The 23649-nt window shown below is 40.3% G+C and carries 17 protein-coding genes and 2 pseudogenes; 10 read left to right on the top strand and 9 right to left on the bottom strand.

What is annotated here, in order from left to right; genetic code table 11:
* The 6 genes and pseudogenes from RMZ41_RS08120 to RMZ41_RS08095 form a co-directional block, all read left to right on the top strand.
* Positions 1-191, top strand: a pseudogene (locus RMZ41_RS08120) (photosystem II D2 protein (photosystem q(a) protein)); the annotation flags it as partial.
* A gap of 758 nt (positions 192-949) precedes the next feature.
* A complete protein-coding gene (locus tag RMZ41_RS08115) occupies positions 950-1231 on the top strand; it encodes a 4a-hydroxytetrahydrobiopterin dehydratase (protein WP_322645293.1) in 282 nt (93 codons plus the stop codon).
* A 654-nt stretch (positions 1232-1885) separates the two neighbouring features.
* Positions 1886-3601, top strand: a complete 1716-nt coding sequence (locus tag RMZ41_RS08110) for an iron uptake porin (protein WP_322645294.1) — start codon at positions 1886-1888, stop codon at positions 3599-3601.
* Between the two features lie 308 nt (positions 3602-3909).
* On the top strand, positions 3910-4872 hold the full coding sequence (cysK, locus tag RMZ41_RS08105; RefSeq protein WP_322645295.1) for a cysteine synthase A: 963 nt from the start codon (positions 3910-3912) through the stop codon (positions 4870-4872).
* Between the two features lie 15 nt (positions 4873-4887).
* Entirely contained in the window at positions 4888-5589 is a 702-nt protein-coding gene (locus RMZ41_RS08100; RefSeq protein WP_322645296.1) for a J domain-containing protein, read from the top strand.
* A gap of 132 nt (positions 5590-5721) precedes the next feature.
* A complete protein-coding gene (locus tag RMZ41_RS08095; protein WP_322645297.1) occupies positions 5722-6594 on the top strand; it encodes a 6-carboxytetrahydropterin synthase in 873 nt (290 codons plus the stop codon).
* Positions 6595-6676: 82 nt separating this feature from the next.
* Here the strand turns inward: RMZ41_RS08095 and RMZ41_RS08090 are convergent.
* The 4 genes and pseudogenes from RMZ41_RS08090 to RMZ41_RS08075 form a co-directional block, all read right to left on the bottom strand.
* Positions 6677-7279 (bottom strand): annotated as a pseudogene (locus tag RMZ41_RS08090) (Uma2 family endonuclease).
* A gap of 32 nt (positions 7280-7311) precedes the next feature.
* Positions 7312-8280 carry a PrsW family intramembrane metalloprotease gene (locus RMZ41_RS08085; protein ID WP_322645298.1) on the bottom strand — a complete coding sequence of 323 codons (969 nt, stop codon included), beginning with the start codon at positions 8278-8280 and terminating at the stop codon, positions 7312-7314.
* The gene (locus RMZ41_RS08080; protein WP_322645299.1) at positions 8273-9193 is read right to left on the bottom strand and encodes a class I SAM-dependent methyltransferase; all 921 of its coding nucleotides are present in this window, start codon (positions 9191-9193) and stop codon (positions 8273-8275) included. The genes RMZ41_RS08085 and RMZ41_RS08080 overlap by 8 nt, the downstream gene beginning before the upstream one ends.
* Positions 9194-9547: 354 nt before the next feature.
* Positions 9548-11233 carry a DUF3352 domain-containing protein gene (locus RMZ41_RS08075; protein WP_322645300.1) on the bottom strand — a complete coding sequence of 562 codons (1686 nt, stop codon included), beginning with the start codon at positions 11231-11233 and terminating at the stop codon, positions 9548-9550.
* Positions 11234-11786: 553 nt separating this feature from the next.
* On the opposite strand from RMZ41_RS08075, the gene RMZ41_RS08070 reads away from it, so the two are divergent.
* The 4 genes from RMZ41_RS08070 (at position 11787) to RMZ41_RS08055 (ending at position 18475) form a co-directional block, all read left to right on the top strand.
* A complete protein-coding gene (locus tag RMZ41_RS08070) occupies positions 11787-14453 on the top strand; it encodes a M1 family metallopeptidase (protein ID WP_322645301.1) in 2667 nt (888 codons plus the stop codon).
* Positions 14454-15084: 631 nt separating this feature from the next.
* Positions 15085-16809: an AarF/ABC1/UbiB kinase family protein gene (locus RMZ41_RS08065; protein WP_322645302.1), complete on the top strand. Its 1725-nt coding sequence runs from the start codon at positions 15085-15087 to the stop codon at positions 16807-16809.
* 28 nt (positions 16810-16837) lie between these two features.
* Positions 16838-17206, top strand: a complete 369-nt coding sequence (locus tag RMZ41_RS08060) for a hypothetical protein (RefSeq protein ID WP_322645303.1) — start codon at positions 16838-16840, stop codon at positions 17204-17206.
* Between the two features lie 387 nt (positions 17207-17593).
* Positions 17594-18475: a hypothetical protein gene (locus RMZ41_RS08055; RefSeq protein ID WP_322645304.1), complete on the top strand. Its 882-nt coding sequence runs from the start codon at positions 17594-17596 to the stop codon at positions 18473-18475.
* Between the two features lie 54 nt (positions 18476-18529).
* On the opposite strand, the gene RMZ41_RS08050 is transcribed toward RMZ41_RS08055, so the two are convergent.
* From RMZ41_RS08050 to RMZ41_RS08030, 5 genes are read right to left on the bottom strand one after another with little or no spacing between them, the layout of a single operon-like run.
* The gene (locus RMZ41_RS08050; RefSeq protein WP_322645305.1) at positions 18530-19564 is read right to left on the bottom strand and encodes an Npun_R2821/Npun_R2822 family protein; all 1035 of its coding nucleotides are present in this window, start codon (positions 19562-19564) and stop codon (positions 18530-18532) included.
* A 16-nt stretch (positions 19565-19580) separates the two neighbouring features.
* Entirely contained in the window at positions 19581-20471 is an 891-nt protein-coding gene (locus tag RMZ41_RS08045) for an Npun_R2821/Npun_R2822 family protein (protein ID WP_322645306.1), read from the bottom strand.
* Between the two features lie 3 nt (positions 20472-20474).
* Positions 20475-21452, bottom strand: coding sequence for an Npun_R2821/Npun_R2822 family protein (locus RMZ41_RS08040; RefSeq protein ID WP_322645307.1), 978 nt, complete (start codon positions 21450-21452; stop codon positions 20475-20477).
* A 3-nt stretch (positions 21453-21455) separates the two neighbouring features.
* On the bottom strand, positions 21456-22418 hold the full coding sequence (locus RMZ41_RS08035; RefSeq protein WP_322645308.1) for a glycosyltransferase family 10 domain-containing protein: 963 nt from the start codon (positions 22416-22418) through the stop codon (positions 21456-21458).
* Positions 22419-22435: 17 nt separating this feature from the next.
* Entirely contained in the window at positions 22436-23647 is a 1212-nt protein-coding gene (locus RMZ41_RS08030; protein ID WP_322645309.1) for a glycosyltransferase, read from the bottom strand.
* Positions 23648-23649: the final 2 nt, after the last annotated feature.

The following is a 23649-nucleotide window of genomic DNA, read 5'->3' as shown; positions in this document are numbered from 1 at the left end:
CACTCAACCTGCGGGCTTATGATTTCGTTTCCCAAGAATTACGGGCGGCGGAAGACCCCGAGTTTGAAACCTTCTATACCAAAAACATTTTGCTGAATGAGGGTATCCGCGCTTGGATGGCTCCTCAAGATCAACCCCACGAACAATTTGTATTCCCAGAAGAAGTACTACCTCGTGGTAATGCTCTCTAATATTAAAAGCCCATCATGGCTTGAAGCATAGTGGTTGCCGAAAATTGACATCAGCCAGATTAAATAATTTTCTTGGCATAAGCTAAAAAAGTGTCAACATTCCCATTTTCCATTCCTCTCCCACCAAAAGGTGGGAGATTTTTTTTATAGATGGTTAATATCTCTTTTTTATATGTTATGTTAGATAAAGGTTATGAACCCAGAGTAAAAGCTCTGCCCTTTTGAAACTAAGACCGCTTAGGCAATAAGGAGGTGATGCCCATGATAGAAAGTAGTAAAAGCATGGGTCATCAGGTTGCAGTTAGCCGGCTGTGTGCCGGGGCTGTTCTCTAAAAGTTAGCCTTAGTTATCTTTGAGATACTAAGTTAGCTCAAGTAGCTAGGCAAGCTCGGAGTCCCTTCCGGCAGTCTGGTTGCAACCTGAAGACCCGCTAGACCGCTCTGACTTAGATTATCCAATCTAAATCAGAGCGGATAGTTTTTTATGGGTAACTTTTGAAAACTTAGATAACAATACCTGCGGCGGGCAAAGCCAATGTATTTAAGTTTTCTTAAAAATAAAAATATCTTGCATCAAATCTTAGAGTATAACTCTATGTGAGCTATAGCGTTTATTTACCAAGTTTTATCTAAAATATATACACACGTGTTACAAACTAGTTTTTCTTTCAATACTATATTGTGTGTGGTGTGTGTGGAAAATAATAAGGTTTTTTTGTCAAATACAAAATGTAGCAAATTAAGTAGGAATTTTTTGATATGTCACAACTACTGACTGAAGCGGGAATTCAAGAACAAGCAAAAGTTCTGTCTGGTTGGACTGTCGAAGACTCCAAGTTGCATATCACCCACACATTCAAGGATTTTATCCAAGCAATTGAGTTTGTTAATAAGCTTGTGGAGCCTGCTGAGTCAGCAGGACATCATCCAGATATAGAGATTTCCTACAACAAAGTGAAGATTACGCTCACATCACATGATGCAGGTGGACTCACTCAGGCAGACTTTGATGTAGCGCAGGCGATTTCCCAAATTCAATAAGTGGCTTCTTCTGACATTTTGCACCAGGCGACTAGAAGCAACTGCGACAAATACAACACTACCCTATCTTTACTCATAAGGGAAAAGTTGTAGGGAAATTGATTGAGAGTAATGTTACAGGTTTTTCTTTGGAGAGCATGGTTTCAAAAACCTTGATTCCTGATTTTGTTTTTATTCCAATAATACCAAGCGAACGACCCCGCAGAAGACCTTTGCTACGATTGTACAGCCAAGCCAGTGTATTGCTAGCTAGCGTGCAATTAATAGTCAGCTAAGTATAAAGAGTGATTTTTTCAGCAATCGGCTAAGTATCTAACGCTTTCGTCAATTTAGCCAAGTGAGAAGCAGATGCTCTAAACCATACTCCCTGCTTAGATATTTAGATAATTATGTGTGACAGTTATTAAGCCGATCGCTCCAATCTTGCCATATAGATCAGATGTTTTATAATGTTATGATATAAAGATATGTTTTTGCATAAGTTAATCACATTAGTTTTTAACCTGAAATTAATCGTTTATTAGCCTTGCAAAAACTAGAATTGTAGTAATGGCAATTATGCCTCATCCATAGGTTTCAATGAGATGTCGCATTTTCGAAAATTAGGTGGAAAGAAACCAACTATTTAAATAAGGTGTGAGGAGTAAGGAAAAGATGTCTAATCTATTATGGAAATCTTTAGTGGTTAGCCCAGCAGTTTTGGGAGCAACATTGTTAGTTTCGACAACAGCAATTGCGGCTCCAAACACAGCCACTGAAGTATCGCCAGCTAAACAACCAACTGTAGCTGAAGTTGTCCAACAGCCAGAAATATTGGCTCAAACAACCATAGATCAAGTTAATCGCTACAGTAACGAAGGCAACCAAAATAACTCTCAGTCTCAAGTAACCTCAGTTTCACAATTTTCCGACGTACAACCCACTGACTGGGCATTCCAAGCATTGCAGTCCTTGGTTGAGCGTTATGGTTGTATTGCAGGTTATCCGAATGCTACTTATCGCGGTAATCGTGCTTTGACTCGTTATGAATTTGCTGCTGGTTTGAACGCATGTTTGGATCGCGTTAACGAGTTGATTGCTACAGCAACAGCCGACTTAGTGACAAAACAAGATTTAGCTACCCTACAGCGTTTACAAGAAGAATTTTCCGCAGAATTGGCAACCCTACGCGGTCGTGTAGATTCCCTAGAAGCGCGGACTGCTGAATTGGAAGCTAATCAGTTCTCTACTACGACAAAACTGGTCGGTGAAGCGATTTTTGCCGTCACTGATGTTTTTGGCGGCAATACTGGGGACGCTAACAATACCGTCTTCCAAGACAGAGTACGTTTAGACTTGCAAACCAGTTTCACTGGTAGAGACGTTTTGCACACCCGTCTCGCAGCCGGTAATTCACAAGCCTTTTCACTAGTAGATAATGCTGGTGGTGCTATCGGTAGTGCTGAAGGCACACAAACGTTTGAAGTCGGTAGTACTGGTGACAACAGTGTAAGGATAGATCGTTTGACCTATGAAGCTCCCGTAGGGCCAGCCAATGTGTACTTGGCAGCTAGTGGCGGACGACATAGCCAGTATGCAGCGGTTAATAACCCTTACTTTTTTGACAACACTGATGGCGGTAACGGCGCTTTATCAACCTTTGCCTCTGAAAGTCCCATATATCGGATTGGTGGCGGTGCAGGTATAGCGCTCAATGTACCCCTCGGTAAAGGTACTGGCATCTTAGGAAATAGCTCAATCACTGCGGGTTACTTGGCATCGCAAGCTAACGATCCTTCTCTTAGTTCAGGTCTGACCAATGGCGACTATGCAGCTTTGGGACAATTGAACTTTAGTGTTGGCGATCGCTTGGCTTTAGCTGCCACTTACGTCCACGGATATAGCGCAGGTGGTAATTTATTCAACTCCGGTTCCACCTCAGATGCAACTTTTGGAGAAGTTCTAGTAGGTACTGGACAAGCTAACACCTTACTAGGTGGAGCTTCTAGCAACTCCTACGGTGTGTCGGCTGCATTTAGACCCAGTGATAAGCTTTCAGTTAGTGGCTTCGTATCCTACCACGATGTTACTGGCTTTGGTGTAGGTGATGATTATGAAGCTTGGAGCTATGGTCTAGGGGTTGCCTTACCTGATTTCGGTAAAAAAGGTAACGTTTTAGGCATTTTTGCAGGCGCAGAACCTTATTCCTTTAACCGAACAGGTGTTGCTGCTGGTAATGATATACCCTATCATTTTGAAGGCTTCTACAAATACCGCGTATCGGATAACATCTCTGTCACCCCTGGAGTAATTTGGTTAACATCTCCTGGTCAGAACAGCGATAACGACGATGCGATTATCGGTACACTCAGAACAACTTTCACCTTCTAGAGTATTGAATATTCACTGACAATTTTAAACTCTATTTCTCCCCGCCTGATGGCGGGGTTTTTGTTTTTAGTAGCAGTAATGGATAAACCCCAGTTTGATATGTACTACATTTAGTCAAGAATCATCTGTTATTTGAACCTTAGCTGGACTTTATCCCCTTTTTTGCAACGCGATACTCCTACGGAGTAATTGCACGAATGCTATCGCTCAAACCTCTGTGGTACGGTAGTTTTACTATTTTAACTTCATCGATAATCTGTGATGGGGATTACAAATGGCTCTTGACTAAGTAACTGAGGACTACAATTATGCGAATTGCTCGTAACATTACAGAACTGGTTGGTCGTACTCCCTTAGTGCAGTTAAATCGCATTCCTCAAACAGAAGGATGTGTTGCGGAAATTGTGGTGAAACTGGAAAGTATGAACCCATCGGCATCGGTCAAAGACCGGATTGGGGTCAGCATGATTAACGCTGCCGAAGAGGAGGGGCTGATTACTCCTGGGAAGACAATATTGGTAGAACCCACTTCTGGAAACACAGGAATTGCTCTAGCAATGGCAGCAGCAGCTAAGGGTTATCGATTAATTTTGACAATGCCAGAGACAATGAGTGGGGAGCGTCGGGCAATGTTGCGGGCTTATGGAGCAGAACTGGAACTAACGCCAGGTATGGAAGGCATGAGTGGGGCAATTAGACGATCGCAACAAATAGTTAATAGTACGCCAAATACTTATATGTTGCAGCAGTTTCGCAATCCAGCCAATGCAAAAGTGCATCGGGAAACTACAGCCCTTGAAATCTGGGAAGATACCGATGGACAAGTAGATATAATCGTAGCTGGGGTAGGCACTGGTGGTACGATAACTGGTGTAGCAGAAGTGATTAAAGCACGCAAACCTACTTCTAAAGCGATCGCTGTTGAACCAGCCAATAGCCCAGTCTTATCTGGAGGACAGCCAGGGCCACACAAAATTCAAGGAATTGGCGCTGGGTTTATTCCTCAAGTACTCAAGCTAAAATTGATAGATGAAGTGATTACCGTCACCGATGAAGAAGCGATCGCTTATAGTCGACGCTTGGCAAAAGAAGAAGGGCTACTATCTGGGATTTCCAGTGGGGCCGCTTTATGTGCAGCAATTCGCGTTGCTCAACGTGAAGAAAACAAAGGGCGTTTGATTGTGATGATTCAGCCCAGTTTTGGTGAGAGGTATTTAAGTACACCGTTGTTCCAAGACCTGGAGACAAGGTTAGCCGCTAGCATCAGCTAACGATACATTGAATTAATGGTCAATTCTAAGCACGTTTCTAACCATTACGAAACTCTCAAAATTAGTCCAAATGCAAGCCAAGCGGAGATTAAGCAAGCTTATCGCCGCTTGGTTAAGTTATTTCATCCTGACACTAATCAAGAAACAGCCGATCGCGATCAGATTATTCGCATTAATGCAGCTTATGAGGTCTTAGGTGACAACCATAATCGCCGCAATTACGATCAAAAACTGCAAGATGATTCTCAAAAATTAAATAGCGATCGCCAACAGCGTACAGCATCAGCGCAAAAGCATTACCAGACAAAACGAAAAACAGGACGGGAAGCTGATGAGCAAGTTGAAGAATGGCTGCGTCGAGTTTATCAACCAGTCAATCATCTGCTTTCTGGTATTCTCTATTCTCTAGAGGAGCAAATAGAGCAATTAGCTGCCGATCCTTTTGATGATGAGTTGTTAGATGAATTTCAGGAATACTTACAAACCTGTCGAGATGACCTCAAGCAGGCACAAATTATTTTTCGATCTATGCCGAATCCCTCTAGTTTAGCGGGGACTGCGGCTAACCTTTATTACAGCCTCAATCAAGTATCAGATGGACTTGATGAGTTGGCTTATTTCCCTTTGAACTACGATGAGCGATATTTACACACAGGTCAAGAACTATTTCGTATAGCTACGAGATTACATTGCGAGGCACAAGCGTCTGTTACATAGTCATTGGGCATGGGGCATTGGGCATGGGGCATGGACAAATGACAAATGACAAATGACAACTGACAAAGAAATTAGTTTATGCTGAATACAGAAAAAGATTAAGAAATTTTAAATTCTGCTCATAGTATACTTATGCAATGTATAGTCAATCGTCGCGCCCAGTTTTCAGCAAGTCATCGCTATTGGTTGCCAGAACTGAGTGAAGCCGAGAATATTGAAAAATTTGGTGCTGGTTCTAGATTTCCTGGACACGGACATAACTATGTCTTATTTATCTCCCTTGCCGGGGAATTGGATGAATATGGCATGGTACTGAACTTGTCTGATGTGAAACACGTAATTAAACGGGAAGTTACCAGTCAATTGGATTTCTCTTATATCAACGATGTCTGGGCAGAATTTCAACAAACTCTGCCCACCACTGAGAATATTGCACGGATTATTTGGCAACGGCTAGCACCGCACTTGCCTTTAGTCCGTGTGCAGTTATTTGAACATCCTGAACTTTGGGCAGATTATATGGGAAACGCAATGGAAGCATACCTTACTATCAGTACTCACTTTAGCGCCGCCCATCGGCTAGCTCATCCTAATCTTAGTAACGAAGAAAATACTGAGATTTATGGTAAGTGCGCCCGTCCCCACGGTCACGGACACAACTATCATCTAGAAGTCACCGTCAAAGGGGAAATTGACCCACGCACTGGCATGATTGTCGATTTAGGGGGTTTGAATCAAGTGGTAGAAGATTATGTAGTCGAACCATTCGATCACACCTTTTTAAATAAAGACATTCCTTACTTTGCCGAAATTGTTCCCACTGCTGAGAATATCGCACTTTACATTAGTAATTTACTGCGATCGCCAATTCAAGAATTGGGAGCTAAACTTTACAAAGTGAAACTGATTGAAAGTCCTAATAACTCTTGCGAAATCTACTGCACGGAGTCAGAATCAGATTCAGTCAGTGCATCCGTGAATCAGCCAGTGTTAGCGCAGGTTTAGCTGTAGGGGCTGGGGACTGGAGAGATGAGGGAGACAAGAGGCAAAGATGCCCAATGCCCAATGCCCAATTCCCAATTCCCAGCTAAAAAAGTTTACTCACTAAGCAGGTGAAACCAGGTAGTAAAGGACTTGTCAATTCATCTTGACTAAATAAGGTAGCTGCTAACTTTAATGCAGCTTGCTCACGACGATAAACTTCAACTTTCTTTTGTATAGAATCACAAATCCAATATTCCTGAACCCCTTGTACCGAGTACAGCTTTAGCTTTGTTTCTCTGTCGCGTTTCTCGTTTTTTTCGCCGGGTGAGAGAACTTCTACTACTAACTCTGGTGCGCCGGTGAGGTGTCCAGCTTCATCTAGTAAGTGTTTTAAGCGTTCATGACTTGCCCAGACCACATCAGGGATTACATTGTCAGAATCTGAGAAAATAATTCCAGGTGCGATGTCTACGACGGGCTACGCCTACGCAGCTTTTCCTAAATCAGTTTCATCTGACCAAATCTTAAGAACTGTAGCAATATTTACGCAGCTTGCCTGATGATCCCAACTAGGTGATTTAGTCACAAATAGTTCTCCATCAATAATCTCATAGCGATTTCTGCGTTCACGAAGTGTCTCGGAACGAGAATCGCCAGCGAATAACTCTAGATCATCTGTCGTCCAACGCACTGGAGTTGTTTGCATAGAAACCCCCTAGCATTTTCTTAAATCATATTTTAAAAATACCGACGACGGGCGGAATGTCGCAAATAGCGATAAATGCCCCAAGCTAAAACTCCAAAAAAGAGATTTAGCAAAAAGCGACTAAATATAAACCACAAAATATAACTGTCAAAAAGCTTGGACGGACTCAAAGGACTAATTTTATTGGCTAAGAGAAATAGCCCAAAAATAGCATTTCCACCCAGCACGAGGGCAAAAAGAGCTAAACTCCTCTGCCAGTAACGGCGCTGGGGCAATCGTTCTGAAATCAAGGTAATTACAGGTTTACCTTGCACTTTTCGCAATAATTGTTCTAGTCGCCAAAACATCCACAATAGAAACGGAAATAAACCATAACTAAGGAAACATAGCGCAAGTGAGTAACCGCAAGCAATAGATAAAATATTAACTAGGGCATGACAGATTACAGAATTCAGCCAAGCCCTAAAAATCAAGTTCCTGCCTTGATTTAACCGATTTTTAGACGAAATATACATTGCTAAGCCATATCCCCAAGGCGCAGAGAACATAGCATGGACTGGCGTGCTGATAATACGGCCAGGAATTGATGCTGTACCGTGAAAAAGGTAAATCCAGTTCTCTTCGGCAGTAAATCCAAGGGCAACAGCTATGGTGAAGAGGAAAACAGTTGAGGGAAGTAATCGATACGTGCGTTGCAGATAGTAGGTTGGCACAACAACCCCTGCTAACTTGCAGCCTTCTTCAATTAGTCCTACTTCCACAAGCTGCCGCAAAATTGCACCAGGAAACGTTCGCTTGATCCCTTCCCAATCTACAATCCAATTGGCTACAGTTTCAAAATTCGATTCGAGTCTAAGGGCTAAAAGACCAGATATTGCCCCGATGTTAAAGAACATCAGTAACCTTAACAGAGGTGGGGCAAATGGGACTCGATAGTAGTAGTAGCCTAGCAGCAGCAAGGGTGGTATTGCTGACCACAGGAGTAGAGAAAAATCAACCACTCACCTGAGCAATTATTGTGCGGTGACGGTGGGTATTGTTGGTAATAGTGGGAGTTTGGAAACCTGCTTCAACAATAGCTTGCTGAATATCCAAAGCAAAATATTCATCTAAATACGGTTCAGTACTTTTGAGCAACGTCAAAATGTAGGCTGGCATTTTCTGGTAAACTTCAGACTTGGGATTCATATCCATGATTGCCAAGTAGCCATCCGGACGCAGCACGCGCCGCATTTCAGCTAAAATCTGTCGGGTTACTGACTGGGGTAACTCGTGACACATCAGAAAAATTGAGACTAAATTAAATGAGGCATCTGGTAGTCCGGTAGATTCAGCTTGGGCATGAAGCCAGTTAATTTTAGCTTGACGTTGCCCAGCGCGGTAATTGGCAACGGCTAAAAAATAAGGAGATAAATCTAAGCCTGTAATTTTGGCATGAGGATAAATTTCTTGCATGGTAAATGTACTCAAACCCACACCACAAGCCAAATCTAGGATGTCTTGGGGTTGATTGGGGATTTGCACTTTGAGGATATCATGATAACTTTGGCGCAGTTTAGCATCTCCTTCTGCTCCAGCGTCTTGCCAAATTCCAGCATGGACAGTACGAGCAGCAACTTCTAACTCGCAAGCAGCTTTCCAACTGAGGTTTCCATCTTCGTAGGCATGGAATGTCCTCAAATAGTATTCTGGGTAGGAAAGCTGAGGATTTTCTACTTGAGCTAAATCAGCCTTCCAATCATGCGCCTGTAGTGTTTCAACTTCTTGCGTCCAAGGTACACCAATCCTCTCGGCACGTTTAATCATCATTTGTCTAGCTTGATGTTTGGCTAGGTTGGCTAAAGGCTTGATTGCCAGTACGCCATTTACCAAGCGGGAAGCGAAGCCAGGATTAGTTTTTACAGCAGCAGTCATAAATCAGTTTGCATTTAACAGCCTTTTCTACTTATGACATACTTGCTGGACGGCAGTCTAAAAATGAATTGAATTTTATAACGACAGTTTGGCGCTTGAGATCGGCTGAACCAAACCTTGGAATTTCGAAATAATCAAGTTTTGTGAGTAGGGGTGAGAGTGGGAGGATGAGGGAGCAGAGGAACAGGGGAGTAAGAATTTGAGATTTGAGATTTTGGATTGAAATCTAATCCAAAAGATACTGCGCCTAGCGTCTTGTCGATAGCGTAAAGCCTTCTCTACATAAGCTTTACGCTACACTATCGTCAATCCAAAATTTAAAGTTGAATTGCCTCATGCCCCATGCCCCATGCCCTATTTGGCAGTAGGCTTGAGAGCTAACAACATCTCTATCTCTAATTCACTGGTGGATTTATCGGGGCTATTAGCGGTAAAACCAAGACCACGAATGGAATTGAGGATGGTGATGGTATTGGGATCGGATGAGATTAAACTATTGACCAAGGGCACGGTTTTAGTTTTATCCATATCCAGGTAGAAATAACCGCCGTTGGGCTTGTGCAATGAACCAGTAACGGCTTTGAAAGCGTCGCTATTGTCGAGAGATGAATTTTTGCGATCGCTAATTGCATCTGCAACTGGGCCACCAAGAGCCACAAATACAGTGTCTTGATCTAGCCAACCATGCGCCAATAAAGCTCCCTGTTTGGGGATTTGCCATTCAGTTACGTCTTTACCACCGATATTTCTATTGGCGATGTTGATTTGTTGGGTTTTGGCGAGGGTATCCAATTTTGTAAAAGTGGCTTCGGCAGTTTTGCGATCGCTAGTGTCAAAGACTAAAGCACCTCCAAAACCAACACTGGCTAACACTCCTTGATTAGATGGAACCGCACCAAAGGCAAATTCTCCATTCATCCAGCCAAAAACATCCTTATCTAGGTCAATATTGACAAGTTTCAGTTGTCCTCGCGCTTGTTCCAAAGCTTGCTTCATTTCTGGATAATCTTTTGACTGTTCTACTAAGGTTTCCCAGCCACGACTTATGCCATTTCCGCTAATTAGAGCAAAGGTATCAACAGGAAATTGCCCGACTATATTTCCCGGACTTGATTGATACTGAAATTTATTGAGTTGGGGATCTAAATTAGCGATCGCTTTTACCCGCACTCCTGCATCATCAACACCAACACCCGCAACCACAGATTTTATCTGCTTCAGTTGCGTCAGAGCTTGTGGCGGTAACTGCTTTGCTTGCGGACTTCCGGCAGCAAATTGCTGTACCATACCTGCATAGTCTGGTACATAAATTTGAGCAAGGCTATTTTTAACATCCACTCCTTTGCTAAGAATGCTGCTTGCACCTTCTTTACTCGCAAAAGAAGATTGTCCTTTAAAGGTGTCAATTGCTTTTTCTACAGCTTGCTTTTCGGGGGCTAATATCAAGTGACTATTATTTAAAACTACGCTATACGTTGGCTTCCCATTTTCTGTAGTTTCGATAATTTTTTGACCTTGGTAATCAGATTCCTGGAATTTAGCCCCTTTTTGTGACTTCAATTTATTAGCAAAATTTAAGGCACTAAGTTTATCCTTAATTCCCACTACTATCAGGATATTTGATTCCTGCTGTAAATTTGTTGGTACACTAGGTGTCCCAGAGGGCACATTGAATTGTGCTGGTTTCACAGAATTTGGTGGTAGTACAGCAATCATCACACCACCAACCCAAGGCTTTATGTCTTTTTCATAAGTAACATTACCGTCACTGAACATTTGCTTATTGAAATCTTCCAGACCTTTTGCCACTAACTTTTGTGCTTCTGGAGTGCCAAATTGCTGTAACTTTGCCCAGGCTTGAGGGTCAGTAGTAATATAAGTTGCCATCAATGCTGTTGAAGGTACTAATTTAGCACTACCAAGAGCGTCCGAACTACCACCTGATGGGCCTTTCAAATACATGTAAGCCGCGATGCTTCCTACTATAACTACAGCAGCACCAACAGCAGGAATAAGAAACTTTGATTTACTTTCGGGCATTTTGTTATCCTCATTTGGTCAGATTGTCACCGAGATTTATACAAGTGTCATTGTAGAGTTTTCGGATTTATTAATAATTTCCGCTCATCGATCGGTATTTACTGATAAAATTAGTAGTCCTATCAGTTAAAAATCTCAAATAATTACCCTAAAAAAGACTTCAAGGGAATGAGGAGCGAATCCGCAAATGATATGCTGTTCATCTCAAACAAAGTAGCCTGCTCAACAGCAGCAAGCTATCCTAAGTTATAAGAATAATTAGGACTATTTGTACTTAATATGAATCTACCGAGGTGCAAGAGACACTTGACTCGATGACAAAAAAGTGCAAAACATCAGGAAAGGTAAATGCGGAAGGGATATGGAAAAAAGTCCAAGGATCGACAACCGACCTTCGGAAATTTTGGTGAGATTAATTTCAATCCTCCAATCCCCAATGGGAATTTTAACCCCCATACTGCCCTATTGATTTGGGAAATACAGACACCGCTATTTTGCTTAATTACATCCAGCCAAGCCAGACTTTTCAGGATTACAAGGTCAGTAAGGATCAATGTCGAAGTCTTATTTTGATACAGATAATAACGGACACAAACTTTTTGAGTTACCGGGAGCAAGACCACACTACAACCCCGATCGCCCCGGGCAAGTGGAGCATATTTTTCTCGATCTCAGCTTAGATATTCCTAAGCAAAGCTATCAGGGCAGTTGTAGCATTCGCCTTTTGCCAATCCGTAATGGCATTGACCGTTTGACTTTGGATGCTGTCAACCTGAATATCGAGTCTGTGCAGGTGGACGATGTGCCACAAACTTTTGACTACGACGGGGAACGGCTTTCTATCCAACTTTCTGAGATAACTCAGATTGGTAAACGCTTGCTAATTGCGATCGCCTATTCGGTGACAAAACCGCAACGCGGCATTTATTTTATCCAACCAGACAAGCACTATCCAAACAAGCCCACTCAAGTTTGGACTCAAGGAGAAGACGAAGACTCCCGCTTTTGGTTCCCCTGCTTTGACTATCCAGGACAATTATCTACTTCCGAAATTCGCGTTCGTGTTCCCAACCCTCTAGTAGCAATTTCCAATGGCGAACTGATTGACACCACAGAAGATGGTGATGACAAAATCTACCATTGGTCACAGCAACAAGTTCATCCTACCTATTTGATGACTTTAGCAGTAGGTGACTTTGCCGAAATTCGGGATGAGTGGATGGGTAAACCAGTCACCTACTACGTAGAAAAGGGGCGAGAGGAAGATGCTAAACGCAGCATGGGTAAAACTCCCCGGATGATCGAATTTTTGAGCCAAAAGTATGGTTATCCATATCCTTTCCCGAAATATGCTCAGGTTTGTGTAGATGACTTCATCTTTGGCGGGATGGAAAACACCTCCACAACCTTGTTAACAGATAGATGTTTGCTAGATGAACGCGCCGCTTTAGATAACCGCAACACCGAAAGTTTAGTCGTCCACGAACTCGCACACCAGTGGTTTGGTGATTTGGTGGTGATTAAGCATTGGTCTCATGCTTGGATTAAGGAAGGAATGGCTTCCTATTCTGAGGTAATGTGGACACAACAGGAATATAGTCTAGAAGAAGCAGCTTACTATCGTTTATTAGAAGCTCGTCGTTACATTAGCGAAGATAGTAGCCGCTATCGTCGCCCAATGGTAACACATATTTACCGCGAAGCTATTGAACTTTACGATCGCCACATCTACGAAAAAGGGTCTTGTGTTTATCACATGATTCGATCCCAATTGGGAGACGAGTTATTTTGGCAAGCAATCCAAACATTTGTCCAAGATAATGCCCACAAAACTGTAGAAACAATAGATTTACTCAGGGCGATTGAAAAAGCTACCGGACATAATCTTTTGTTCCTTTTTGACCAATACGTTTATCGTGGTGGTCATCCCGATTTTAAGGTAGCTTACTCTTGGGATGGGGATGCTAAGTTGGCAAAAATTACAGTAACTCAAACCCAAGCTGCTGAAGGTAAAAATGGTAGTAAGGATTTGTTTGATTTAAAAATACCTATTGGTTTTGGCTATACCCAACAGGCAGAAGCCAGAAGTGAGGAGTTAGGAGTTAAGAATAATTCTAAACTCAACACTCAGCACGGGCTAAACCTTAGCTATCCGCTAACGCAACTCAAAACTTTCACAGTGCGGGTACACGAACGAGAACAAAGCTTTTACTTTCCCTTAGAAAATAAGCCCCAATTTATCAGCTTTGATGTTGAGAACAATTACCTGAAAACAGTAGCTTTAGAGTATCCAATCGCAGAGTTAAAAGCACAGTTAGAATCTGACCCTGACCCAATTTCGCGCATCTATGCAGCGGAAGCTTTGGCGAAAAAAGGCGGGTTAGAAGCAACAAAAGCGCTATCTGCATCCCTCAAAAATGACCCATTATGGGGTGTGCGCGTGGAAGCGGCCAAACAACTAGCCAAAATTAATTTAGATCAAGCCTTTGATGGCTTAGTTGTGGGATTAAAAGATAAAAATGCTTACGTGCGACGATCTGTAGTGGAAGCACTTGCTCAAATCAAAACTGCTGAAAGCTATAAAGTTGTGAGAAGCTTGTTGCAAAAGGGCGATCCTAGCTACTACGTGGAAGCAACAGCTTCTCGTGTGATTGGGGCGATCGCATCTGCAAATTTGGAAGAAAAACCCAAGGAAGACAAGGTTTTAAAGCAACTCAAAGGCATTTTAGAAGAAAAGGCGGGTTGGAATGAAGTACTGCGGAGTGGTGCGATCGCCGGTTTAGCTGAATTCAAAACCTCGGAAGCAGCCTTAAATCTACTACTCGAATATACCAAAATCGGTGTACCACAACCCCTACGTTTAGCCACAATTCGCGCTTTAGGAAAGATTTCTGTAGGTCAAAGTCCGGTTAATTTAGAACGGATTTTAGAAAAATTAGCAGAACTAGCCAAAGAAACCTTCTTTTTAACCCAAGTGGCGGTAGCCGCAGCATTAGGACAAATGGAAACACCCAAAGCAGTCGGAATTTTGCGATCGCTAGCTGAACAAACAGCCGATGGGCGTGTCCGTCGCAATGCTGAAGAAGAAATTTCCAAGGTGCAAAAGAACATCGGTTCAGAAAAAACCCTGCGTCAATTGCGTGAAGATTTCGACCAACTCAAACAACAAAACCAAGAATTGAGAAGCCGTTTAGAAAATTTGGAGGCCAAATCTAAATAGCGCCAGATGATAATTAAAAGTTGGTAATTGGTAATCGTGGTAAAACCACTACCAATTACCAAAGTTGTATTTAATGTTGTAGTTTTTATTATTCAAAAAGCTTCTAAATATACGCTCTTTAACAAAACTTAATTTTTCTAGTAGTTATTTTTTACACATTGAGTCTTTGGACTTTTACTTAAAAATATGAGTATAAATAAACATAATATCAAGAACATTGACCTTCCGTATAAGTCGTAAATCTTTATCCTGAGCATTTCCTGTCTAATTTAGAGCGAACTACTTACTACTGCTATATGTAGCTGATAGCAAACATGATTACTGAGTTATCATGTCCTGCTTAATTTGCATATATATAAACACTTGTATTTATATAAAATAAGGTTAAGAAAAGATAAAATCACCGAAAAGACGGAGAAGTAGTTGTAGTTTTATAAAGTATAATTAAGAAAAAGATAAACAAATCTCGGCAGTAATATAGGCTAAAACTACCTCGAACAGTATCCCGAAAAGGCAGAGTTTGAGTTCTTTTAGATAGAAGACTACCGCTATCCTTTACCTGCAACTAACTTGTGGGTTGAAGAAAAAAACAATAATTGTAAATTTTTCAGTTGAAGAGGCAAAAAAAGGCGTGGGTCAGTATCAACCTGCTCAACTAAAACTCTATAATCCAGATGCGATCGCTCGCTATTATAGTTACCGTCCCTGGCTAGCGTGGGGGCGACTGCTGAGAATTATCTCCTCTTTTGCAGGATTTATATTTAGTCTCAAGTGGGACGAATGGCAAGACAAAGTTGAGCAGAACAAAGGTAAACGAGCTATCCAGTTGCGAGAACTGCTCACCCGCCTCGGCCCGACTTTTATTAAAGTTGGTCAAGCCCTCTCCACCAGACCAGACTTAATCCGTAAGGATTTTCTAGAAGAACTGATCAAGTTACAAGATCAGTTACCACCTTTCGATAATGCGATCGCTTACAAAATTATCGAAACCGAGCTAGACCGTCCAATTGATGAAATTTTTAGCGAACTCTCACCTAGCCCAGTTGCTGCTGCAAGCTTAGGCCAAGTATACCGTGGTCGTCTGCTCACTGGCGAAGAAGTCGCAGTGAAGGTACAACGCCCCAACTTACGCCCAACTCTTACGCGCGATCTCTACTTATTGCGCTGGGGGGCGAGTTGGATAGCTCCTTGGTTGCCACTCAATCTCGGTCACGACTTAAGTTTAATCGTAGACGAGTTTGGTACGAAGCTATTTGAAGAAATTGACTATATAAATGAAGGGCGTAACGCCGAAAAATTTGCTACCAACTTCCGCAACGACCCACAAGTTAAAGTTCCAGGAATTTACTGGCGTTATACCAACACCCACGTTTTAACTCTGGAATGGATTAACGGCTTCAAGCTAACGGATACTAAAAGTATCCGCGAAGCAGGTTTAGATCCCGAAGCGATTATCCAAATTGGCGTTACTTCAGGATTGCAACAACTCCTAGAACACGGCTTCTTTCATGCTGATCCCCATCCGGGTAATTTATTTGCTGTACCCGATGGTCGGATGGCTTATATTGACTTCGGTATGATGGATCAGTTGGAAGAAAATAGCAAAGAAACGCTAGTGGATGCGCTAGTGCATTTAGTGAATAAAGACTATACCGACTTAGCCGAAGACTTTGTAAAATTAGGATTTTTGACTCCAGACACGAATATTTGTCCGATAGTGCCAGCATTAGAAGCAGTGCTAGGAAACGCCATTGGCAAAAATGTCAAGGATTTTAACTTCAAAACCATTACCGATGAATTTTCGGAACTGATGTACGAATATCCTTTCCGAGTTCCGGCAAAATTTGCTTTGATTATTCGTTCCTTGGTGACTCAAGAAGGTATTGCCCTGAGCCTCAACCCAGATTTTAAAATTGTGGAAGTGGGTTATCCCTATATAGCGCGGCGGTTGCTGACAGGGGAATCGCCCGAATTACGGCGGCGATTATTGAATGTGTTATTCAAAGATGGTAAATTTCAGTGGCAGCGTTTAGAGAATCTAATTGCGATCGCTCGAAGTGATAACAACTTTGACGTATTGCCTACAGCCCAGATGGGTTTCCAATATTTAATGTCCGAAGAAGGCAAGTTTTTGCGGCGACAGTTGGTACTGGCTCTCACCGAAGATGACCGCCTCCACACCGAAGATGTCCAACGCCTGTGGAACCTAGTTAAAGATGACTTAAAACCGGATCGTTTATTAAATGTAGCGATCGGCATTTTAACAAATTTATCTAGAGAAAGTGCAGCCGCTGTTCTCCCAAAAGCTGCATTCCTTGAGCCTTTTACAGGAAACCAGTCAGCAATTAAAAACTAAAAACTTTTAATATAAATCAGGAGTTTTAATGTACTATTTTCCTCTGCAACCACCTTATTTTCTCTTACTTGTTGGCTTTTTGACAGCATTAACATCTGGTTTAGCATTATCTGGCACTTTGAAAGTAATTGTGCAGAATTGGCCAAGCGAACGAGGAGAAAATACTAAGCCACGTTCCTCACTGAAACAATTACTTGTGCCATTTATCGGCATAACCGGCGGTACTTGTCTATTTCTCTCTTCCGGTTTAGCAATATTTGGCTTTCCCAACTCCTTAGCTTTAGGAGTTGGTTTACCAATTAGTCTGTTTACTTGTTTGCTAGTTTGGTTGCAACTAGGAAGTATGATGACCTTTATAGAACGCGAAGGTATGCAATCTTTAGATTTAGATGTTTAGATTCTTTTTCTTAGGCACTTCCAAAAAATAAATTATCCTAAATTATTTGTAAATTTGTAGGTTAGCACAGCTGTGCTAACCTACAAAGGCATGTTTTTTAACTGGAAGTATCTTATATAGTAGAACGCTTCCACCAATATATAAATTACCGTACATTCTCACCGCCAGCAATGATATCTACTAAAAATGAGATCGTTAACTAGTGGTGAATACTTATTTTTTCTTGTTATTTCATAAATTTAAGATTTAATTGCGTTAAAATTACGTATAAATACTGAAAATTGCATTAACAATATATCTATCCAAAGGGATAGTAACTATAAATCAAAGTATGCTTTACCTTGTTTAGAATTTTGTCCTTGCAGATTAGAAAGAGTGTGAAAAGCTATGACTCAAGACAAAAAAGGATTTTGTTTTTGTACTTTAGCATGTGGTAAGAACTACCGCGACCTTGCATTGTTATTAGCAAAAGACATCAAAAAATATTCACCTAATACTTCTTTTATAGTTCTAACTGATTGTCCGAGCAACTTTAGCCAACAGTCTAACGTTTTAGCATTTAAGCATAAACAGCAAAGTGTTAAGTTTTACCATGATAAAAGATTTGCAATAGCCAAAGGTTTATCTCTATTTAATTCATGCATATTTATTGATGCAGATATGCGAATTTTGGAACCAGTTCCCCAATATCCGCAATGGATTTCAAAACCAGGAATTACTGCAAGGGGATGTGAAAACATGCCTAAAAAGTATGCCAAGGTTCTAGCGGGTAATTCTGATACCAAACTTTTAAAAGAATTTAATGTGGCTAAAAAGGCTGCTTCAAAGTTAAATCTAGAACTAGAAAATGAAGATATTAACTTTGTGTACGAATATTTATTTGCAGTCACAAAAGATTCTGGAAAGGAAATAGAATTTCTTAAACATTGGGAAATTATTGCCTCTTATTGTGAGTTGAATGGGCTGTATGACTCCGAAGGGAATGCAATAGGTTTAGCAGCTGCTAAAGCTGGTTTACCTGTTAGGTGGAGTGCAATGGAGGGTATCTCTTTCTTTAAGAATAGAGTTGAATTTGTCAGAATCAAAAAGGGAGAGTCCAAAATGGAGGATATGGCAATATATTTTGAGCAACAAGCAAAACTAGAATACCCCGAACGCTTCATTGGAGATAGAATTATACTTAAAAGCAATAAAATTATTAAGTATTTATATAATTTACTGCGCTTAAGAATTATGACTTTAAAAAACTTTAATTTTTATTACCGATAATTAGGCAGAAGAGCAACTATAAACGCAAAAAAGTTTAAGCCCAATTTTGCTTAATTATTTAGTAATTTTATCCTTGAAATTCCGATAGTTAAGCTTAATATTGTTTACTTTTTGATTCAAAAAACTTGTAGTAGTCTTTTGTAAGCGTATTAGCGGACTCTGACGCTTAAAGCTTTTGGGTCTTTGTTCTGGAGACTTTAAATACCTATAATGCAAAAACGCATCTCGATATGGAATATTAACATCTTCACCAGCGCAAAGTTGAGTAAAATTTGATGAACTTATACTCATATAGTGTAGATATGTCAACCTTCGCCCTTGGTCGTAGAGGATATTATCTACCACATCAAATTGAGAACTCCAGTGATTACCAGTTGCTTGTTCGCAGTCATGAAAAGCAAAATTATAATATGAAATGCCACTTCTCAATACCATGTAATTGAACAAAGATTGGTCAGGTGCTAAAAAAGCCATAACATCAGCTTCACCTGATGTTAATTTGCCAATTAAGTCGGCTCTTATCGCTGGAGAAAAAATATTTTTCTTACTAGCAAACCAACCTGCACAAAATACTTTAGCTTGCAAGTTTTCAACTCGGAAAACTTGCTTGATTTGCTCTGGTGAGCCATCAAAAATAAATTTTAAGTCAGACTTATATTGAAAATCATTGACTACCCAATCAGATGTAGATAATTTTTCATATACATAATCTACAGGCCCCATTAACAAGGTATCTGCATCAAAATAAATAAATCTATCAAAAGGGCCATCCACAGCACAAAATTTCCGGTGCATGGGTAACTCATATAGTTCTGGGAAGCCCCATTCTCGCCAAGTTTTTTGCGCTCTAGGATAATTTTTCCATATCTGAGTCGCAAAGTTATCCCAATAAGCTATGGAATCAGAGTCTTCAAATAAAGTGATATTATCTCTGGATGCAATCTCTGTTTTTACTTTGTCTAAGCGCTGATTATATGGAAGTATACAAATAGGAATTTTCCTACCAGCATTAGCTTCTATACTGTTCAGCAACGCAATTAGTTGGTCATAAACAACATCATTGGCGAGGATGTAAATACCATCAATCATTGGGATACTCCTAATATTAAGTGCGGGCAACAACAAAGGGAAATAAACGGCGAGTTAGTTTAGAAATAAAGGCAAATTTACCTTCATGGAGATAGCGATAGTGTTCCCACAATTGCCAATAGGGACTACCAGTTTTCATGCGCGTACCAGCCCAGTGGAGATATTTTAGTCGTTGTCCTCGGTCATATAGGGCGTAGTCTTGCTGTTGGAAATTTTGCGAACCCGCCCAACTACCAGGCCCTCCCCCAGGAATCTTAACGAGATTTCCACGTTTGGCAATCAGTTTAAGAACAAGATAATTTAAAATTGGTTGGTCTGTAACTCCTTCAGAAAAATCGAAATATTCTCGATGCGCTGCACACTCTTGCAAAGCTTCATCCATTTGTTTTTCGGTAATAACTCCTTTTCTCGAAGCCCAAAAACCGCTATTAAAAACGTCTTGAAGTTGGGTATCTGAAAAAATTTGCTGTTCTTTGACAAATGGGGAAAAGATATTTCGCAGCTTGTCATTAGCATGATGGTAATCACAACAGAAGAAATCGACTTCTGAAAGTTTGTCTAAATTGTCAGCGATTTTTTCAAAAACGACAATATCTGTATCAATATAAATAAACTCATCTAAAGGCCCAAACCACGCCACCAGTTTACGCATTTTATTGGGTAAGGCGAGAAAATCTCGATCAAAAATTTCTCCGATGCGTTTGGTAAATTTATCAATAAGTTCTAAATCTGGGAAAATTTGTACATTGTGTAAGGTAGCAAGCTGCTCTGCTACCTTGTGATAATTTTCATTAAATGGTATGAGATAAATAGTTACTTCTGGATCGTAGTAACGAATGCTATTTAGTAAAGCGATCGCATTATCGATAACGCGGTCATTAGCAACAATATAAATTCCCCTGCTCATAAATTATCCTTGGTTAATTAACTTCAATTTTCGCAAAGCTCTGGTAAGTAAGTTTGGTACAGGAGCATCATTATAATTCTTAGGAGGGCTTTGAAATACTGGACGCTTATCTGGTTCGTGTAGGTAACGATAGTAGAGAAATAAATCTCGATAGGGAAACTCAATATTTTCTCCAGCGCAGACTGCTTGATTGATGTTAGGAGGAATACCAATGTAATGGAGATAAGTCAGTCGATTGCCTTTGTCATAAAGAATTTTATCTTTTTCTTCAAAATGCTCAGAAATAACAGCGTTGCCTGTAATTTGATGATTTGGTAAGTGATGTGCAAAGTTATAAACTTGAATACCAGACCTCATAAACATATAGTTAAGAACTGGTTGATCTCCTGTTGGATAAAGTATTTCCTTCTCACCTGCTCTCAAATAAGATAATAGTTTTTCTAATTTATCTTGTTCAAATAGACCTTTTTTAGAAGCGTAAAATCCTGAACAAAATATTTCTTTTTTAATGCGAGTTTCATCAAAAACTTGTAGCAATTTAACTGAATTAGTATTATAAACTTTATCTGGATGTTTAAACTGAAAATCGTAGACCACACAGTTAGATTCATCTAATTTTTGAAAAACCAAATCTAGTGAATTCATCACTAGAGTATCGGCATCTAAATAAACAAACCGATCGAATGGCCCATCAAATGCACAAAATCTTCGATGACCGCCATAAATTCTGTATTTATTTTTGTTCATACTAGCAGGACTAGCCTCTAGCATGAACTTATCCCAGCGATTGATTGATTCTTGATTATCGTAAAGAAATACATTCGGGCGTTTAGCAATTTCATCAGCAATCCGTTGTGTTTGATCGTCAAAAGGATAGATACAAACCGGAATTTCTTTACCCAATATCACATCAATACTGTTTAGTAAAGCAATTAGTTGATCGAAAACATAGTCATTGCCAAGAGTACAAATCCCATTCATAATTTATGAGTGTTGAGCAACAAAGTTTGATAACCAGTTAAGCAAGTTTAATTTATGTAAAATGATTTGACGTGCTTCTGCGATCGCATCTTTGGCAGCATACCAAGCATCAGCGGTAGCTGTAACCTCTCGGATGTAAGCAATGCCTTTTTCATCTAAACTAGGCAACCGCAAAAAACTACCTGGTGGCAATAATTTATCAGCAGCCGGGCCACCATAGTAAATTGGTAAACACCAGGCAAGTAAACTATCCCAAAGTTTCTCACTCACATACCAATTATTATCAGCATAATTTTCAATAGCCAAATTGTAATAGTATGGAGCCATGCCATACCACTTGTTACTCAATTCTCCCGACTTTTTCGCCGATTCTGGTAAGTTTCTCCCATATAAATCAAACTTAATATCATTAGATTGTAGGGACTGTAAAAAATCTAAACGCTGGCGATGGTTGACTGTGCGGTTAATTCCTGAAGTAATCCAACTACATGGGGCAACCTTCTGGGGCGGTGGCAATTCATTTAAATCTTGAAATGAATTGGAATGATACCAAATAGCAGGCATATAGTCAGGAGTGGGAGCAAAATCATCAGGGCCAGAAATGTAACCACAATACTTCTGAGCTTGTTGATAATTATGATTATTTATTTCTACAATTTCATCTAAAGGCGGTTCTCTTAATAAATAAATAATTCGTTCTTTGTTGACATCACGCAGTAAAGAATCAACATTTACTACTGGCTTTTTCTGCCGTTTACGTAAGCTATCTAACCAAGATTGTTGCGGTGCTGCTTTGGGAAAATCAAATTGATACATGAGCAGAAAATCTGGTTTTGCTGCTAATGCCTGCATTTGTATATTGCCCCAACTTCCAAATTGATGCGGGGTTTGTTGCCAAAGCCAATCGGCTCTAGTTTCTAAACCCCGATAGCTGCTAATCATTCCTACAGTTTTGTTATTAGTCATTTGTTATTAGTCATTTGTCATTTTACTAGTTGGGGAAGTAGAGATTCATCAACGTAACTAAGAATTTTTGCCGCTCGATTTTCCCAAGAAAACTGCTTGGCAAAATTAATACTATCTGAATAACCCTCTATTTTTCTGGGATGAGTTTCTAAAACCCGCTTCAGACTTTCAGCAAATTTGCTGGGGTTATCTGGTTCACACCAAGCAGTAATGGAATGAGTATCTTTAAATTCAACTAATGAGGGAATTTCTGTTGCTACAATGGGAGTCCCAGAGGCAAAGTAGTCAAATAGCTTTAAGGGAGATGTGAAAGTTGCGGCTTTTCCCGAACAATGGGGGTGAGCTAAAACATCGGCTGCTTGTAGCAAAGATGCTAACTCATTATGCAGGACATAGCCTAAAAATTTAATATTATAAACCTGTTTTTCTTTTACTAATTGCTCATAGTATTCGACTTCTGCTGGCTTACCACCTGCACAGGCAAATTGTACATTGGGCATTTCCTTAGCCACATCAATTAGTACATCAATTCCTTTAAATTGCTGTAAAGCTCCCGCATAAACTACCAAATATTGGCTTTCATCACGCAATAGTTTTTTACGCCATTCTGCCGCTTTTTCTGGTTGTCTCTGCATAAATAAACTATTAAAGCCATTATGGAGCTTAATTACCTTTTCTGGCGGCATTCCATTTTTAATCATGCTTTCACGGATGGTGTCTACAACTGTGACAGCAATCTGGAAAAGCGGATTTTTAACAATTTCTGCCTCAAATGGCTTGTCTTCATGGTGATGGTGTTCATAAATTGCTGGAATGCCATTTTTGATAGCAGCTTTGACAAAATTCCAGTTGCGACTGTGAACAAGTTTAGTAGTTGGAAGTATGTGAAATGGTAAATAATACTTGCTTGCAATGGTATTAGAGTCAGTAAACTTACTCGAAAAATGGTCAATAGGCCAAGGCATTGGTAATGGAGCAACTTTTAATTTGTCATGGAGGTTGTAATATTCAATAAGTTCTGTTGGTGTTCTTCTCGGTTGAAAAGGACGCACTAAATTAACCGGATTGCTAGCTTTCGCTCCTTTGTCAGGGTATACTAAAACTGTTGAATATCCCAAGTTAGCAGCTGCATTAGCTGCATTTGTGGACTGCACTAGGTGAGCTTCTGGCTGAGGCAATTGTTCATTAATAAAAAAAACATAATATTGTTTTAAAGTATGATTTTTCATAA

The sequence above is a fragment of the Nostoc sp. DedVER02 genome, assembly GCF_034530675.2.
In the GTDB taxonomy this organism is placed as follows: Bacteria; Cyanobacteriota; Cyanobacteriia; order Cyanobacteriales; family Nostocaceae; genus Nostoc.
The sequence above is the reverse complement of the archived record's forward strand: the minus strand, read 5'-3'. Positions and strand labels throughout refer to the sequence as shown.

Bases quoted from the DNA above. Each gene is read 5' to 3' on its own strand.
- RMZ41_RS08100 (WP_322645296.1), top strand. From the start codon at position 4,888: ATGGTCAATTCTAAGCACGTTTCTAACCATTACGAAACTCTCAAAATT.
- RMZ41_RS08035 (WP_322645308.1), bottom strand. From the start codon at position 22,418: ATGACTAATAACAAAACTGTAGGAATGATTAGCAGCTATCGGGGTTTA.
- RMZ41_RS08050 (WP_322645305.1), bottom strand. From the start codon at position 19,564: ATGATTGATGGTATTTACATCCTCGCCAATGATGTTGTTTATGACCAA.
- RMZ41_RS08030 (WP_322645309.1), bottom strand. From the start codon at position 23,647: ATGAAAAATCATACTTTAAAACAATATTATGTTTTTTTTATTAATGAA.
- RMZ41_RS08095 (WP_322645297.1), top strand. From the start codon at position 5,722: ATGCAATGTATAGTCAATCGTCGCGCCCAGTTTTCAGCAAGTCATCGC.
- RMZ41_RS08045 (WP_322645306.1), bottom strand. From the start codon at position 20,471: ATGAGCAGGGGAATTTATATTGTTGCTAATGACCGCGTTATCGATAAT.
- RMZ41_RS08110 (WP_322645294.1), top strand. From the start codon at position 1,886: ATGTCTAATCTATTATGGAAATCTTTAGTGGTTAGCCCAGCAGTTTTG.
- cysK (WP_322645295.1), top strand. From the start codon at position 3,910: ATGCGAATTGCTCGTAACATTACAGAACTGGTTGGTCGTACTCCCTTA.
- RMZ41_RS08115 (WP_322645293.1), top strand. From the start codon at position 950: ATGTCACAACTACTGACTGAAGCGGGAATTCAAGAACAAGCAAAAGTT.
- RMZ41_RS08055 (WP_322645304.1), top strand. From the start codon at position 17,594: ATGACTCAAGACAAAAAAGGATTTTGTTTTTGTACTTTAGCATGTGGT.
- RMZ41_RS08075 (WP_322645300.1), bottom strand. From the start codon at position 11,233: ATGCCCGAAAGTAAATCAAAGTTTCTTATTCCTGCTGTTGGTGCTGCT.
- RMZ41_RS08040 (WP_322645307.1), bottom strand. From the start codon at position 21,452: ATGAATGGGATTTGTACTCTTGGCAATGACTATGTTTTCGATCAACTA.
- RMZ41_RS08080 (WP_322645299.1), bottom strand. From the start codon at position 9,193: ATGACTGCTGCTGTAAAAACTAATCCTGGCTTCGCTTCCCGCTTGGTA.
- RMZ41_RS08070 (WP_322645301.1), top strand. From the start codon at position 11,787: ATGTCGAAGTCTTATTTTGATACAGATAATAACGGACACAAACTTTTT.
- RMZ41_RS08060 (WP_322645303.1), top strand. From the start codon at position 16,838: ATGTACTATTTTCCTCTGCAACCACCTTATTTTCTCTTACTTGTTGGC.